General features: G+C 43.8%; 13 protein-coding genes. 9 read left to right on the forward strand and 4 right to left on the reverse strand.

The annotated features are described in order from the left end of the window. Positions 1–65: 65 nt before the first annotated feature. Positions 66–1,529, reverse strand: a complete 1,464-nt coding sequence (locus F7Y48_RS02545) for a 54K polar flagellar sheath protein A (protein WP_316680676.1) — start codon at positions 1,527–1,529, stop codon at positions 66–68. Positions 1,530–1,984: 455 nt separating this feature from the next. Between F7Y48_RS02545 and F7Y48_RS02550 the strand changes: the two genes are divergently transcribed. The 9 genes from F7Y48_RS02550 (at position 1,985) to F7Y48_RS02590 (ending at position 14,963) form a co-directional block, all read left to right on the forward strand. Then, on the forward strand, positions 1,985–3,532 hold the full coding sequence (locus tag F7Y48_RS02550; RefSeq protein WP_258508136.1) for a DUF3360 domain-containing protein: 1,548 nt from the start codon (positions 1,985–1,987) through the stop codon (positions 3,530–3,532). A gap of 305 nt (positions 3,533–3,837) precedes the next feature. Beyond that, complete coding sequence (pflB, locus tag F7Y48_RS02555) at positions 3,838–6,114, forward strand: formate C-acetyltransferase (protein ID WP_005390666.1); 2,277 nt, start codon at positions 3,838–3,840, stop codon at positions 6,112–6,114. Positions 6,115–6,266: 152 nt separating this feature from the next. After that, complete coding sequence (locus tag F7Y48_RS02560; protein WP_182019013.1) at positions 6,267–7,244, forward strand: lipid A deacylase LpxR family protein; 978 nt, start codon at positions 6,267–6,269, stop codon at positions 7,242–7,244. A gap of 210 nt (positions 7,245–7,454) precedes the next feature. Next, entirely contained in the window at positions 7,455–8,195 is a 741-nt protein-coding gene (gene pflA, locus F7Y48_RS02565; protein WP_005390663.1) for a pyruvate formate lyase 1-activating protein, read from the forward strand. Between the two features lie 154 nt (positions 8,196–8,349). Continuing rightward, positions 8,350–9,015, forward strand: coding sequence for an energy-coupling factor ABC transporter permease (locus tag F7Y48_RS02570; RefSeq protein ID WP_006742143.1), 666 nt, complete (start codon positions 8,350–8,352; stop codon positions 9,013–9,015). A gap of 136 nt (positions 9,016–9,151) precedes the next feature. Beyond that, positions 9,152–9,652: a YfbU family protein gene (locus tag F7Y48_RS02575; RefSeq protein WP_316680678.1), complete on the forward strand. Its 501-nt coding sequence runs from the start codon at positions 9,152–9,154 to the stop codon at positions 9,650–9,652. Positions 9,653–10,138: 486 nt separating this feature from the next. Further along, positions 10,139–12,073: a PrkA family serine protein kinase gene (locus tag F7Y48_RS02580; protein ID WP_005390658.1), complete on the forward strand. Its 1,935-nt coding sequence runs from the start codon at positions 10,139–10,141 to the stop codon at positions 12,071–12,073. Positions 12,074–12,120: 47 nt separating this feature from the next. Further along, complete coding sequence (locus F7Y48_RS02585; protein ID WP_005390656.1) at positions 12,121–13,392, forward strand: YeaH/YhbH family protein; 1,272 nt, start codon at positions 12,121–12,123, stop codon at positions 13,390–13,392. 11 nt (positions 13,393–13,403) lie between these two features. Continuing rightward, the gene (locus F7Y48_RS02590) at positions 13,404–14,963 is read left to right on the forward strand and encodes a SpoVR family protein (RefSeq protein WP_006742146.1); all 1,560 of its coding nucleotides are present in this window, start codon (positions 13,404–13,406) and stop codon (positions 14,961–14,963) included. 77 nt (positions 14,964–15,040) lie between these two features. Here the strand turns inward: F7Y48_RS02590 and kdsB are convergent, their stop codons facing one another. The 3 genes from kdsB to lpxK are packed head-to-tail and all read right to left on the reverse strand — an operon-like array spanning position 15,041 to position 16,963. Continuing rightward, on the reverse strand, positions 15,041–15,796 hold the full coding sequence (kdsB, locus tag F7Y48_RS02595) for a 3-deoxy-manno-octulosonate cytidylyltransferase (RefSeq protein WP_258508141.1): 756 nt from the start codon (positions 15,794–15,796) through the stop codon (positions 15,041–15,043). Further along, positions 15,796–15,975, reverse strand: coding sequence for a Trm112 family protein (locus F7Y48_RS02600; protein WP_005390649.1), 180 nt, complete (start codon positions 15,973–15,975; stop codon positions 15,796–15,798). The genes kdsB and F7Y48_RS02600 overlap by 1 nt, the downstream gene beginning before the upstream one ends. Further along, a complete protein-coding gene (lpxK, locus tag F7Y48_RS02605; protein ID WP_258508143.1) occupies positions 15,956–16,963 on the reverse strand; it encodes a tetraacyldisaccharide 4'-kinase in 1,008 nt (335 codons plus the stop codon). Before lpxK ends, F7Y48_RS02600 begins: the two co-directional genes overlap by 20 nt. Positions 16,964–16,965: the final 2 nt, after the last annotated feature.

The raw sequence follows: 16,965 nt of genomic DNA on the forward strand, positions 1-16,965 counted from the left end.
TGAATATTAAATATAAAAAAGCCCCTTTAGAAGGGGCTTAATAAATTTACAAAAGTGTTAAGACGCTACTTAACCAATACCATAAAATCAGATTTCTGAGCATTCGTATTGACCTTCTCAGAATCAACTTCACTGATCACAAGACCATCGTGATCCACTTTAAGATCGGTCACATCACCATGAGAGAAAAGAGAAACAAAGTCATAGCTATTTAGGTTTGCTTCAGCAGACTCCACGACAATAGATTGTGAGTAATCACTTGTAGAAGAAACTTTCAAATCTTGTTTCACACTGTCATCGAATGTGTAGTAGAACAACTCCGGAACAACGACATCACTCTCTAAAGTTGTAAATATCTTGTGTGTTACTCGGTGTAGTGTTCCAGAGTTAGACTCTGCACGATATGCAAGGCGGCTAAAGCCTTTATCTTGGTCAGTGAAAGCAAAACCAGTATCAATAGTTGAACCTCTCACCACATGCGACGCAGGCAGAGCATTTAGGTTGTAGTAAGCGCTTGGATCAATTGAGATATCCCAATTTGCGTCCTGATACATCTTTTGGTTCAGCGCTACCGTCCAACCATTGATAGGTTTTTCAGCTGCAACACTGTAAGTCCAAGTTTCCGTTTTTGGCTCAAGCGGGTGGTAGAACTTTGTCGTTGACATAGGTAGCTCTGCAACTTCGTAGTTGTAATCACCAACAAGTACACTGATGTCTAAAGTGTCATATTTGAAAGATGTTGGGTTCAAGATTGGAGAAGAACCATTCATGCCAACCAATGGCAATGGTGATTCACTCGACCAATCGCGAATACCATACTGGTGCAGTTCTGTTTTCGCTGCGTCTGCATATTGCAGCACGACTGTCGACTCCATCTTCGAACCAATTGATCTTACATCTAAAGAATCAATAGAATAGGTAGGCTTAGACTCTTTCGCAATTTGAGATATGAAGTTGTACTCTAAGCCACCAGCCTCCGTTGCTTCATACTTAAGGTCAGTTCGGGTAGCCTTACGGAAGTTGCCATTTTTATTACAAGCAGACACCGCCTCTCGATTCATAGAGAACGTTGAGTTTCTAAGGTTATTGTCCTTTAAAAAGTCTCGACTGAAGCTGTTTGCCGTAAATACGGTTCCAGAAGCATCAAGCAACTGATAAGTAAAATAGCCGTCCTCAGGAATGTCTTCTAGAACAAATTTCAAAGTAGTGCCTGATGGGTAGATAAAGTCGCCTTGACGGACACCATTCTTGTCTGAATAGAAACCGACAACCTTACCTCCTGTTAGCTGTGCACTTACGGCTGGTTGATAGGTCATTACCTGCTCGATGCCATTGCCATCTACTCTACGGTCGTAAATAGTACAGCTGTCTTTTTGTGCATTTGTTTCACTAATGACATTTGGAGCTGCAAAAGTAAAAGTGAATGTAGTTCTTGGTGTGGAACTACCACCGCCACCGCCACCGCCGCCACAACCGACCATTAACCCTGAGATAATTGCCACTAGTGGCAGTACTTTAAGCTGTTTCATGTCTTTTTCCTAAACTGAGCGGCAATGATTAGCCAAAAAATCGTCTTTGCCCTGTAGAAAGCAAGAATAAAGCCAGCTTTATATAATCATCATGAATATTGATATTTACCCCGCATCCCCGAACGATAAGAGCAACAAATTCTAATTTTATGCAACTTGTGTAATGAAATTACACAAGATTTCACCATCTCATTCGCATGCCAGAAACTTTCTGTAGTTTTATTTCACAACCATTCTTAAAGTGATCTAAATCAATCACCCTAAATGGCTATCTTGCTAGACTCCTGCCAAAAGATGAGGATTTTTTTGTGCCTCAACACAATAAGTTATTAGCTATGCTTAGGCACAATGTCGACGTGTAACAAATCTAATAATAGCTAGCATAAGCGTGCCGCAGGATGCGGATTAACACAATTGAATGAAGAATTCATAACTTTTAAATATATGAGGAATCTATGTCAGACGCAGTTAACAAAACGCACTCTGATTCAGATATCGAGACCAAGAGCTACCGTGAGCTTCATCGTCCAGCATCTGAGTTCGCAAGCCGTTCAGACTACCTAGACCACGAACTAAAAATTATGAAGCCGCGTCGTTTCGGCTTAAACTTGCCAGGTCGTGACTTCCGTTTTGAACTTGAAGATCTTGTTCCAGCACTTGCCGGTACGATTGGTATTATCGCGATGTACTCTGCGGTAATGATGTCTTGGGCTGAAGGCCTAACTGCCGCATGGGACCATGTTAACCTGGGCAAAGATTTCGCCATCGAAGTTGCCCGTGTAGAGATGCTCATCCCTGCACTTCTTTTCTGTGTACTTGCTTCTGGCTTTATTAACCCTAAAGCCAACCTAGCAGGTAACCACGGCCCAATGATCCCTCTTATTGGTACCATCGCGCTTGCTGGTGCTCACCCTCTTGCATTGGCAATTCTCATTGGTGTGTTTGGTTTAATTCTGAGCCTGTTAAAAGGTGGTTCAAAACTGGTTAACCTCACATCTGAAGGTACGGCTGGTGGCCTTCTCATCTTCTTGGGTTTAACCGGAACGATGAGCCAAATTAATTCCATTCAAGCTTGGGCTGTTGGTTTGCAATCCGACACAGTTGCCGCAGGTAGCATGGGTTACATCGGTCTAATCGTTCTTGCGGTTACTATTGGCCTATACGCGTTCCTTGCTAAAGTGAACAAACGCTGGCTAGCAATCCCTGTTTGTGCCTTCACTGGCCTTGCAATCGCACTTGTTCTTGGCGCAGGCTTCGATATTAAATTCGTAACCGAGACGGGTCTTCCAAACCTAAACCCAATCTACTGGTGGGGTTCAACAGAAGAAGGTTGGATGCTTGGTCTTCCTAATATGGAACACTTCATTGCTTCTCTACCATTCGCAATTCTTGCTGTAGCAATGTGGTCTCCTGACTTCTTGGGTCACCGCATCTTCCAAGAAATGAACTACCCACGTAAGAGTGAAAAAGTACTGATGGACGTTGATGACACAATGACAATGTGTTCTGTGCGCCAAATGGTCGGTACCGCTGTCGGTGGTGGTAACATCACATCATCTTGGGGGACTTACATGATCCCTGCAGCAATCGCGAAGCGCCCTATTCCTGGCGGTGCAATCTTACTAGGTTCTCTATGTATTATTGTTGCAATCCTTGGTTTCCCTATGGATGTTGCAGTATGGCCACCAGTTATGCGCGTTGCTCTTCTCGTTGGTGTCTCTCTACCACTACTTGAAGCAGGCATGCAGATGGTGAAAGACTCAAAAGATTCACAAGCAGCAGGCATCTGTATCTTTGGTTCAGCAGTCGTTAACCCTGTTCTAGCTTGGGCACTAACTATGCTTTTAGATAACAACGGCTTAATTGGTGATAAAGAGCGCGCGTCTCGCTTGTCGTTTGTAGACAAGATTGTGATCCCAGTAAGCGTACTTATTATCTGTTTAGTTGCTATGCTTGCAGTTGGTATGCTTGAAGGCCAATATGGCATCCAAGCTTGGCTGTAAAGCTGACAGTTCAGAAAATGTGTGGGTAGCGCTAGTCGCTACCCCATTTTTATCGAGATTTTTGAGGATTTATTGATTTAGTTTAAGGTTTGCAAAAAAATTTTAGTTTAACCTCTAACTGTTGCTTAAAAAGAGAAACGTTAAAACTAGTGACAATATTTATAGTTTTGTAACTCGAACATTTAAATTTAAGACTATAAATATTGTTATTCATAAGAGTGTACTGTTCCCCTCTTTAACTTGGGGATAGCTGGCTCAACGGCGAAGCAGTACGTATTTTTTTCTACTAAAAAGGTAGGTATGTCATGGCAGAGCAATTTGCTAAAGCTTGGGAAGGTTTTGCTGCAGGCGACTGGCAAAACGAAGTAAACGTTCGTGATTTCATTCAGAAGAACTACACTCCGTACGAAGGCGACGAATCTTTCCTAGTTTCTGAAGGTACTGAAGCGACTAACAAGCTTTGGGCTAAGGTAATGGAAGGCATCAAACAAGAGAACGCGACTCACGCTCCTGTTGATTTTGATACTTCAGTTATCTCTACCATCACTGCTCACGATGCAGGCTACATCGAAAAAGACCTAGAAACTATCGTAGGTCTTCAAACTGACGCTCCTCTAAAACGTGCGATCATCCCTAACGGTGGTATCCGTATGGTTGAAGGTTCATGCAAAGCCTACAACCGCGAGCTTGACCCACAAGTTAAGAAAATCTACACAGAATACCGTAAAACTCACAACCAAGGCGTTTTCGACATCTACACTCCACAAATCATGGCGTGTCGTAAGTCTGGCGTATTGACTGGTCTTCCTGATGCATACGGTCGTGGTCGTATCATCGGTGACTACCGTCGTGTTGCTCTATACGGTATTGATTTCCTAATGAAGGATAAATTCGCACAGTTCTCTTCTCTACAAGAGCGTTTCGAGAACGGCGAAGACCTACAAATGACAATGCAGCTTCGTGAAGAGATCGCAGAGCAACACCGTGCTCTAGGTCAAATCAAAGAAATGGCTGCAAAATACGGTTGTGACATTTCTCGTCCTGCTGAAACTGCACAAGAAGCTATCCAGTGGACTTACTTCGGTTACCTAGCTGCTGTTAAATCTCAAAACGGCGCGGCAATGTCTCTAGGCCGTACTTCTACGTTCCTAGACATCTTCATCGAGCGCGATATCGCTGCTGGCCGCATCACAGAAGAACAAGCTCAGGAAATGATCGACCACTTCGTAATGAAACTACGTATGGTTCGTTTCCTACGTACTCCTGAGTACGATGATCTATTCTCTGGCGACCCTATCTGGGCAACTGAGTCTATGGGTGGTATGGGTCTTGACGGTCGTACGCTAGTTACTCGTACAAACTTCCGTTTCCTAAACTCACTATACACAATGGGTCCTTCTCCAGAGCCAAACATCACTGTTCTTTGGTCTGAGCAACTACCTGAAGGCTTCAAGAAGTTCTGTGCGAAAGTGTCTATCGATACTTCTTCAATCCAGTACGAAAACGACGACCTAATGCGTCCAGACATGAACTCTGACGACTACGCAATCGCATGTTGTGTATCTCCAATGGTTGTTGGTAAGCAAATGCAGTTCTTTGGTGCTCGTGCTAACCTTGCGAAAACTATGCTTTACACCATCAACGGTGGTGTGGATGAGAAGCTAAAAATCCAAGTTGGCCCACAAATGCCGAAGATCGAAGGCGATGTACTGAACTACGATGAGTTGTGGGAGAAAATGGACCACTTCATGGATTGGCTAGCGAAGCAGTACGTGACTGCACTAAACGCAATCCACTTCATGCACGACAAGTACAGCTACGAAGCGGCACTAATGGCTCTACATGACCGTGACGTTAAACGAACTATGGCTTGTGGTATTGCTGGTCTATCTGTTGCGGCTGACTCTCTGTCTGCAATCAAATACGCAAAAGTTAAGCCAATCCGTGACGAAGACGGTCTAGCAATCGACTTCGAAATCGAAGGTGATTACCCTAAATTTGGTAACAACGACCCACGCGTTGATGATATCGCATGTGAACTTGTTTCTGTATTTATGGGCAAAATCCGTAAGCTTAAGACTTACCGTGATGCAATCCCTACTCAGTCAATTCTTACTATCACTTCAAACGTGGTTTACGGTAAGAAAACTGGTAACACACCTGACGGTCGTCGTGCTGGTGCTCCATTTGCTCCAGGTGCTAACCCAATGCACGGTCGCGATGAGAAAGGTGCCGTAGCATCACTAACTTCAGTTGCAAAACTGCCGTTTGCTGACGCACAAGATGGTATCTCTTACACATTCTCTATCGTACCTAATGCACTAGGTAAAGATGAGGGTTCACAACGCGCTAACCTAGCTGGCCTGATGGATGGTTACTTCCACCACGAAGCGGGTATCGAAGGTGGTCAACACCTAAACGTGAACGTTCTTAACCGCGAAACTCTAGAAGACGCCGTTAAGCACCCAGAGAAATACCCTCAGCTAACAATCCGTGTATCTGGTTACGCTGTTCGCTTTAACTCTCTAACTGCAGAGCAACAAGCTGACGTAATCGCACGTACATTCACAGAGTCTCTATAAGACTTTAGTGAAATAACGTTTTAGTGATACAACAAAGGCTGATGCTTCTAAGCATCAGCCTTTTTTTATTTCTTGAATGAAAGTTGTGATATTACGAAAGATTTTGCCCACATTCTTACGTATGATGCGAAAAAAGTTAGTAAATAAAGTATATGAAACTCAGTAAATTAATTGTTCTTACTCTTCTTTCTCCAGTTGCGATGGCATCCACTAAGTCTACGGTCTCTTTTACACTCGACAATGATGGTATTTTCGGCGTCGACCAAGACTACACAAATGGTATTTTTCTTTCCTACGCAACAGGCCAACTGAAACAAGAAAGCCAATGGAAATGGCTGAGTCTGGCTGACTCAGAACACGCCAATATCGATAAAATAGAGTTGGTTCTTGGCCACAAAATGTGGACTCCGAGCGACATTGAAGCGGATTATCCACTGGTCAATGATCGCCCATATGCGGGTTATCTACATACTGAGATCAACTATCTTTCTTTGACTGATGATAAGGCCGTCCGCTACAACTTCACCATCGGTGCAACAGGTGAAAGTTCGCTTTCAGAAAAAGCGCAAGAAATCGTTCACGGCATAACAGGCTCGACTGACCCACAAGGTTGGGATTACCAGATCGACGATAAAGTGGCGTTTAGCCTTGGCTACCGCGTATTTAATAAATTGATGCGCAGCGAAGGACAAAAAACGCAATGGGAAATCACCAACATTAACGACATCAATGCGGGTAACTTCCGTAGTGATGTCTCTCAAGGCGTCATGTTTCGTTGGGGTACAAACCTAGCAAGCAGCATCGGAGCCGCCAATATTAGTGTAGAGAGCCCATTCTCAGCGAGTATGCTCGCACAGGATACTTCAAGCTGGTTCTTATTTACGGGGTTTGAAGGTCGTTACCGTTTCAATGACATGACCATCGAAGGCGATCGCCCTGGTATTCCTGAGCCATCAGCGCCATACGACGTCACACTGCAAAATTGGCAAGCAAGCGCCGTAGCAGGTGCAACTTGGTATAACCAAAATTACGGCGCAAGCCTAACCTTTACGATAAAAACGCCAGATTATGAAGAATCCCAAACTGATGTTTATGGGACAGGCTCCTTCTCTGTGTTCGCCTTTTTTTAAAGCTGACTTATCCCTGTATCCACACCAATCTAAATACAAGGCAAGTTCTCTCGTTTGGTATTAACCAACCCTGTGATCAAGCATTTATTTAGATTGGTCTATCTATTTTCTTTCTTCACATAACCTTGCCTTTAGTACCGACAAAGCTGTTTTAACCCTGCTTTTTGTAATAAAATAACAGCTAGAATTTACTAGTAATGAGAGCAAAAGATGTCAACAACTGGTCGTATTCACTCATTTGAGTCATGTGGTACCGTAGACGGACCTGGTATTCGTTTTATCGTCTTCTTGCAAGGTTGTTTGATGCGCTGTAAGTATTGCCACAATCGCGATACATGGGATACGCATGATGGCAAAGAAGTTACGGTTGAAGAGATCATTTCCGAAGCGAAAAGTTACCGCCACTTCATGAATGCATCAGGTGGTGGCGTTACTTGTTCTGGCGGCGAAGCGATGCTTCAACCTGAATTTGTACGGGACTTTTTCCGCGCAGCTAAAGCAGAAGGTATTCATACGTGTCTAGATACGAACGGTTATGTTCGTAAACACACTGATGTTATTGATGAAGTACTGGATGCAACAGACTTAGTAATGCTTGATATCAAGCACATGAAAGATGAAGTGCACCAAGATCTCATCGGCGTATCGAACCGACGTACATTGGACTTTGCTCGTTACTTGCAAAAAATCGGAAAGAAAACTTGGATTCGCTATGTAGTCGTGCCTGGTTACACGGATGACCCTGAAGCAGCACACATGCTTGGTGAGTTTATTAAAGATATGGATAACATCGAAAAGGTCGAGTTACTTCCTTATCACAAATTGGGTGCCCATAAATGGGAAGCATTGGGCTTAGAATACCCACTCGAAGGGGTAAACCCTCCACCGAAAGAAACCATGGACGAGATTCAATCTATTCTTGCGCAGTACAACGATAACGTAAAATACTAAGTGAACAGCAAGACTAACCTCTTTAAAATACCAGCATATTGCTGGTATTTTTTTAACTATACCTAAGTACCTTCAATGAATCTCTATGAGGTGATTTAGGTATAAAAAGAACAAGAGAAATGATTGCGTCATGATCGCATAGGAAGGAAGTAACATGGATTGGTTTAACTTGGGCTCTCTGGTTGTCATACTTTGGATAGTGCTCGCCTACTGTCTACCAGATTGGAAAAAAGTTGTTTGGCCCAAGCTTGAAAAGGAAAAAGCATTTCAGCACCTAGTTTTCGCAACACTCTTTTTTTTCAGCATCTTATGGGCAACCCAAGCTGGCGTAAAAGAAGGACTACAGATTCATTTTCTCGCGCTAACAACGCTGACGATGATGTATGGTTGGCGTATGGCCTTTCTAATCAGTATCCCCGCAATGCTGGTCAACCACCTGCTACATGATGTGTCGTTGTTGCAGTTACCCACGTCTTTAGTATTGTCTGCCCTGCTTCCTATCTTCATTAGTTACCTCGTCTTTCTTTTGAGTTATCACTACTTGCCAAGAAACATTTTTGTATTCATCTTCGTTGCAGGTTTTTTCAACGGCGCGATAACAGGAAGCCTGCATCTGCTGATTAACTCCTTTTACCATTTATCGGTTGGTCATTACGATTGGGAAACCATTCAACATAACTACTTTATTTTTGTACCGTTGCTTGCCTTCCCTGAGGGCCTATTAAATGGTATGTCACTGGCGGTTTTAACCGTATTCAAGCCAGAGTGGCTAAGAGTATTTTCAGACCGAGACTACATATACAATCATTACCATAAATAAGTGTTTTTAAACTGGTCAAAAGTGACAGTTCTTGCCATTTTTTAGTATTAAATATGTGTTGAGATCATGTTTCACTCATGTCTTAAGCGTTAACCTAAGCACATTAAAAATGTATTAGATATCTAGTGAGGTCATCATGGAAATGTCAAACGCTCAACGTTTGATTCTATCAAACCAATACAACCTTATGTCTCAACTTGATCCAAGTAATGCGGACAAATACAAACGCTTACAAACGATCGTTGAACGTGGCTATGAGCTACAAATGCGTGAGTTGAATAAAGATTTCGGCTGTCTCTCAGAAGCGGAGTGTCGTGAGATCATCGACGTTATGGAGATGTATCACGCGATGCAAGAATCTTACAACATGCTCGATACCGAAGATCGTAACAAAGTGGATCAGCGCCGCTTGCAGTTCCTTGGGTTTGATATTGCTTCAGAGGCCCAACAAGTCCATTACGTACGCTTCCTTATTGATTCTGAAGGTCTGTACCCTCAATTTGATAAAGCAGACCATCACTTTAACAGCCAAATGCCAATGCTGGATAAATACCGTCGTATGCTACAAACTTGGCGCAACTGCCCTCGTCAGTACCATTTATGCGAAAACGAGCTTGCACAAATCTTCAGCGCATAAACTATTCGTCTACGAAAAGGAAAGCACTCGCTTTCCTTTTTTATTTGCCCTGTCACAACCTTACCGCTGCTTTTCTGTCTTCTTACGCTTACCTTATGCGATGTAGAGCAATGAATCACTGAGACTCTTCTGTCTTTGCCAAATATTTGATTTCTATTGCACCTATTCACGACATAAATTCATCTTCAGTGAAAGAGTGATTCAAATGTCACTTTTGCAATAAATTCATAATTGTTAAGCAAAATTGCAAATCCCCGACTAGGCTTAAGTAGAGAAAGGCTGTGATTGAAAGATTCATACCCACCGCTCACCGTTGTAATGAAAAAACTGTCCATAAAGCAAAGTCTTTGGTGTCGCCAATCTTACATTCTGTACGAACCAAATGTGATAACAGGACGTATATTCAAACAACAAGGAGCATAACAATAGGTGGGAAAGCCTGAATCAACGTTCGTCGGTAGACTGACTATTAAAGGGGAAAGCGACATGAGTATTTTCGACCACTATCAATCAAGATATGAAGCTGCAAAAGATGAAGAGATGTCGTTACAGGAGTTTCTAGCCCTGTGTAAGGATGACAAAAGCGCTTATGCTAATGCAGCAGAACGCCTACTGATGGCGATCGGTGAACCAGAGATAATCGATACGGCAAAAGACCCGAGATTGAGCCGCATCTTCTCGAATCGTGTTATCTCTCGTTATGAAACCTTTAAAGATTTTTATGGTATGGAAGATGCCATAGAGCAAATTGTGTCTTACCTAAAACACGCGGCACAAGGTTTAGAGGAACGTAAGCAGATCCTATACCTACTCGGTCCTGTCGGCGGTGGTAAGTCCTCACTTGCTGAAAAACTTAAGGCTTTGATGGAACAGATGCCTATCTATGTTCTTACTGCTAATGGCGAACGTAGCCCAGTGAATGACCATCCATTCTGTCTATTCAAAGCCACGGAAGACGGCGATATTTTGAAAAAAGAATATGGTATCGAGCAACGTTATCTTCGCTCGATTATGTCGCCATGGGCCGCTAAACGCCTTCATGAATTTGGCGGTGATATCACTAAATTTAAAGTAGTGAAAGTTCGCCCTTCAATTCTCGATCAGATCGGTATTGCTAAAACAGAACCAGGGGATGAAAACAACCAAGATATCTCATCACTGGTTGGTAAAGTCGATATCCGTAAACTCGAACATTATTCGCAAGACGACCCAGATGCCTACAGCTACTCCGGGGCGCTGTGTAAAGCAAACCAAGGTTTAATGGAATTCGTTGAGATGTTCAAAGCGCCGATCAAAGTACTTCACCCACTATTGACGGCAACGCAAGAAGGTAACTTCAACGGTACTGAAGGTCTATCTGCTATTCCATTCGACGGTATGATTCTGGCTCACTCGAACGAATCTGAGTGGCAGACTTTCCGTAACAACAAAAATAACGAAGCCTTCCTCGACCGTGTGTACATTGTAAAAGTACCTTACTGTCTCCGCGTATCCGAAGAAGTGAAAATCTACCAAAAACTGCTTGAAAACAGTGAGCTGTCTCAGGCCCCTTGCTCTCCAAGCACGCTCGAAACTCTAGCGCAATTCAGTATTCTTTCACGCCTGAAAGAACCTGAAAACTCATCCATTTTCTCAAAAATGCGCGTCTACGATGGTGAAACGCTAAAAGACACCGATCCGAAAGCGAAAAGCTATCAAGAGTATCGTGATTATGCGGGTGTCGATGAAGGCATGAATGGTCTCTCTACACGTTTCGCCTTTAAGATTTTGTCGCGCGTATTTAACTTCGACCAAACCGAGGTGGCAGCCAACCCTGTACACCTGTTCTATGTGATTGAACAACAGGTTGAACGTGAACAGTTCCCTGCTGAAACGGCAGAGAAATATCTCGAGTTCTTGAAAGGCTACCTAGTGCCTCGCTACGTTGAATTTATTGGTAAAGAGATTCAGACCGCTTATCTCGAGTCTTACTCTGAATACGGTCAGAACATCTTCGACCGCTATGTCACCTACGCAGACTTCTGGATTCAAGACCAAGAGTACCGAGATCCAGAAACTGGTCAGCTATTTGATCGCTCTTCACTGAATGCTGAACTAGAGAAGATCGAAAAAACAGCTGGCATTTCTAACCCGAAAGATTTCCGAAACGAAATCGTTAACTTTGTGCTTCGTGCGAAAGCGAATAACAATGGTCAAAACCCGGTTTGGACCAGCTACGAAAAACTGCGCACAGTAATCGAGAAGAAAATGTTCTCCAATACCGAAGAGCTACTTCCGGTTATCTCATTTAATGCGAAAACCTCTTCTGAAGATCAGAAGAAGCATGACGACTTTGTCGCTCGCATGATGGAAAAAGGCTATACCGAGAAACAGGTTCGCCTACTTTCTGAGTGGTACCTACGAGTACGTAAGTCATCCTAACCCAGTATTGAGTTAGGTCGCTTGTGAAACATGAAGAGGGCTATTTCATGGCGCAATTTATAGACCGAAGGCTCAATGGCAAGAACAAGAGCGCTGTTAATCGACAGCGCTTCTTGAAGCGCCACAAAGAGCAAATAAAAGAGTCGGTAGCAGACGCAGTGAATCGACGCTCGATTACGAATACGGAAACGGGCGAAGACGTCTCTATCCCTCACAAAGACATCAATGAGCCGATCTTTCATCAAGGCAAAGGTGGTGTTCGCGAACGAGTTCATCCCGGCAATGACCAGTTCATTACTGGTGATAAAATTGAGCGTCCTAAAGGTGGCGGTCAAGGTAGTGGCTCGGGAGAAGGCAATGCCAGTCCAGATGGAGAAGGCCAAGACGAATTTGTATTCCAAATATCAAAAGATGAGTACCTAGATATTTTGTTCGAAGATCTCGAGCTGCCTAATCTAGAAAAAAACCAAATTGCCAAAATTACTGAATGGAAAACGCACCGCGCAGGCTTTCAAACTGCTGGTATCCCTTCAAACATTGCGGTAGTACGTTCGCTACAACAATCTCTTGCACGACGTACGGCAATGACCGCAGGTAAGAAACGTCTTCTCAAAGAGCTAGAAGATGAACTTGCTCGTATCAAAAACATTGAACCCGCTCAGCAGTTTGAAGAGAACCGCTTGAAGGCTGAAATTGAAGAGCTGCGTAAGAAAATTGAGGGGGTTCCATTTATTGACACCTTCGACTTACGCTTTAAAAACTATGAAAAACGCCCTGTACCATCTAGTCAAGCTGTGATGTTTTGTTTGATGGACGTATCGGGCTCGATGGATCAAGCAACAAAAGACATCGCAAAACGTTTTTACGTTCTGTTATACCTGTTCTTAACTCGTACTTACGAGAATGTAGACGTTGTCTTCATTCGCCACCACACCCAAGCGAAAGAAGTGGACGAACACGAGTTCTTCTACTCGCAAGAGACCGGGGGCACTATTGTATCCAGCGCATTGAAACTGATGGACGAAATCGTAAAAGAGCGCTATCCAATTGGACAATGGAACATTTATGCTGCGCAAGCATCCGATGGCGATAACTGGGCAGATGACTCGCCAAGATGCCGCGATCTATTAGTGAACAAACTACTGCCAAACTGTCAGTACTACTCCTACATAGAAATTACGCGACGCTCGCACCAAACTCTATGGCATGAGTACGAAAAGCTTACCGATGAATTTCCGAACTTCGCAATGAAAAACATTCGCTCTGTGGAGGATATTTTCCCAGTCTTCCGTGAACTATTCCAAAAAGAAACGGCGTAAGGAGGCTAGCGATGAGTACCGCAACGAAAAACCTCTCAGGAGAGGCGCCTAAGAAGCGTAATAGTAAAATGCTGCCAGATGGACCGGATTGGACATTTGAGCTGTTGGAACGCTACCACAAAGAGATTAAGCGTGTCGCACAACACTATCGCCTAGACACTTACCCTAACCAGATAGAAGTGATTACTTCCGAGCAAATGATGGATGCCTACTCAAGTATTGGTATGCCCATCAATTACAACCACTGGTCGTTTGGTAAGAAGTTCATCCAAACGGAGCAGAACTATAAGCATGGTCAAATGGGGTTAGCCTACGAGATTGTCATTAACTCCAATCCGTGTATCGCTTATTTGATGGAAGAAAATACCGTGACAATGCAAGCGCTGGTGATTGCTCACGCTTGTTACGGGCACAACTCTTTCTTCAAAGGTAATTATCTGTTCCAAACCTGGACGGACGCTAGCTCCATCATCGATTATTTGCTGTTTGCCAAAAAGTATTTAGCTGAATGTGAGGAGCGATATGGAGTACAGGAAGTGGAAAAACTGCTCGACTCCTGCCACGCCTTAATGAACTTTGGTGTGGATCGTTACAAGCGACCAGAGAAAATCTCCATTACCGAAGAGAAAGCGCGACAAGAAGAACGCGAGGCATACTTACAGTCTCAAGTGAATGAATTGTGGCGCACAGTACCAAGAGCCAAAACCAAAGAGGAAGATCTTAAAGAGCGATTCCCAAGCGAGCCTCAGGAAAACTTGCTCTACTTTTTCGAAAAGCATGCCCCGCTACTAGAGCCGTGGCAACGTGAAGTCGTGCGGATTGTACGCAAAATCAGTCAGTATTTTTATCCGCAAAAACAAACGCAGGTCATGAACGAAGGCTGGGCAACATTCTGGCATTACACCATTCTCAACCATCTTTACGATGAGGGTTTGGTATCCGAAAAGTTCATTCTAGAGTTCTTACATAGCCATACCAGTGTAGTAGCTCAACCGCCTTATAACAGTCCTTACTTTAATGGTATTAATCCATACGCCTTGGGCTTTGCTATGTTCCGAGATATTAAACGTATCTGTGAAGAACCCACTGATGAGGACAAGGAGTGGTTTCCGGACTTGGCAGGAACCGATTGGTTAGATGCAGTACATTTCGCGATGCATAATTTCAAAGATGAAAGCTTCATTAGCCAATACCTTTCTCCGAAATTAATGCGTGATTTCAAGCTGTTTGCGATCAACGATGATGACCACAAAAACTTTATTGAAGTCGCCGCGATACACGATGAGATGGGTTATAAACGCATTAGAGAAACCTTAGCCGCTCAGTACAACTTATCTAATCTTGAGCCAAACATTCAGGTATTTAATGTCGATGTTCGTGGGGACCGCTCACTCACGTTGCAATACGTACCTCATAACCGAATCCCGCTTGATGACAGTTATGAAGAAGTTCTTAAACACGTATACCGATTGTGGGGATTTGATGTCATTCTGCAAGAAGTAAAAGACACAGGTCACCGAGAAGTCTTAGCGACCTGCCCTAAACGAAACCAATATGACACAAACATCTAACTAATACTTGGATATAAGCAACAAAAAGGCTCCTAATTCAGGAGCCTTTCTCGTTCTTAATTCAATGTGACCTTTGGTTATGCTTGCTTCGCCACAATAGCGCGCACCGCCTCTAGATCTTCTGGCGTATCAACGCCGGCTGCTGGCGCTTCTTTCGCTACCGCTACATGAATTTTTTCAGCGTACCAAAGCACTCGTAGTTGCTCAAGGCACTCGATCTGCTCCAATGCGCTCGGAGCCCAGTTTACATACGTATTAATGAAACCAGCTCGATAAGCATAAATACCAATATGACGCATTAATGGGTTGGCAATGATTTTGTCTTGTTTGGCAAAGTTATCGCGATCCCAAGGGATAGTTGCTCGGCTAAAGTACATCGCATAGCCTTGCTCATTAGCCACAACTTTAACTGCATTCGGATTGAACACTTCTTCTTCCGAGTCTATTTCTACGGCTAATGTCGCCATCGGAGCGTCACACCCCGATAAGTTATCAGCAACCTGACGAATGATAGACGGTGGAATCAAAGGCTCGTCCCCTTGCACATTAACAATAATGTGGTCTGCTGGAATAGCCATCTTTTCAACAACTTCAGCAAGGCGTTCAGTACCTGATTCGTGGTTAGGAGAGGTCATACAGACTTTACCACCAAACGACGAGACAGCATCAGCAACACGCTCGTCATCAGTTGCCACGATAACATCTTCCGCACCCGCTTGTAGCGCTTGCTCGTAAACCCACTGAACCATTGGCTTACCGCCAATATCCGCCAACGGTTTACCAGGCAAACGGCTCGATGCGTAACGCGAAGGAATGACAACCGTAAAAGACATTAGCGTCCCTCATCCATACTCATAGTACGAGCCTCAGGCTCGAGCAGAACGGGAATACCCTCTTTGATCGGGTAAGCGAGGCGATCCAATTTGCAGATCAACTCTTGATTCTCTTTATCGTACGTCAGCTTACCTTTGCAAACAGGGCAAGCTACAATCTCAAGCAGACGGTGATCCATAAGCCGCTTTAACCTCTTTTATTCTATTTAAAATTTGCTCTGCATCGTTTGGTTCAAACTGGGCAGATACAGGCAGATACCACCAATTATCTTGCGCATAATGGCTGCACTTGACAGCATCTTTCTCGGTCATAATCACATTGGCCCCTTGTTGAGCCAATGCTTCTAATTCTTGTTGGTTAAAGTCTTGATGGTCAGCAAAACCTTTTGTGACTTTAACATCTGCGTTCATCGATTTTAGTGTATGAAAAAATCGTGGTGGATGCCCAATCCCTGCAAATGCCACTAGCTCTTTTAACTCAGAAACTTCCACAAGTTGCTTAGTCTTGAGGTTAATGGCTTTAGATGGCGCTAAAGTCATTGCGATTTCGCCCGTATGTGCTTGACCGCCATTGGTGATGATAAAGTCGACTTCAGCAAGACGCTCGACCCCTTCACGAAGTGGGCCAAGCGGAATGAGGCTTTCATTCCCAAATCGGCGATTCCCATCCACAATCACTAACTCAATATCACGGCCTAACGCATAATGTTGTAACCCATCGTCCGTAATAATGATATCCACACCTGACTCTAACAGTGCTTTCACAGCATTTGAACGCACCGGGTCTACCGCAACAGGCGCTCCTGTGCGGCGATGAATCAACTTAGGCTCATCACCACAATGTTTCGCAGGCGTATCTTCTTTTAGCACTAACGGATAGGCCGGAGCTTTTGCTCCATAGCCACGAGAAACGACCCCTGGCTTAAGCCCAAGCTGTTGCAGTTGCTCAACAAGCCAAACCACAACTGGCGTTTTGCCATTACCACCAGCTGTGATATTGCCGACAACAATAACAGGGATAGGCGCGTTGTAGGCTTGCTTACGGCCTGTTTGATATTGCTTTCGCTTAGACTTACTTATTGATCCAAATAATACACTCAGTGGCCACAAAAGCGGCCACAAGAGGTATTTTATTGGATGGTTTTCAAACCAGATTTTTTCAACCACCG

Origin of the sequence: Vibrio sp. 2-1-2a, from assembly GCF_032648565.1 — a bacterium.
Classification (GTDB): domain Bacteria; phylum Pseudomonadota; class Gammaproteobacteria; order Enterobacterales; family Vibrionaceae; genus Vibrio; species Vibrio diabolicus.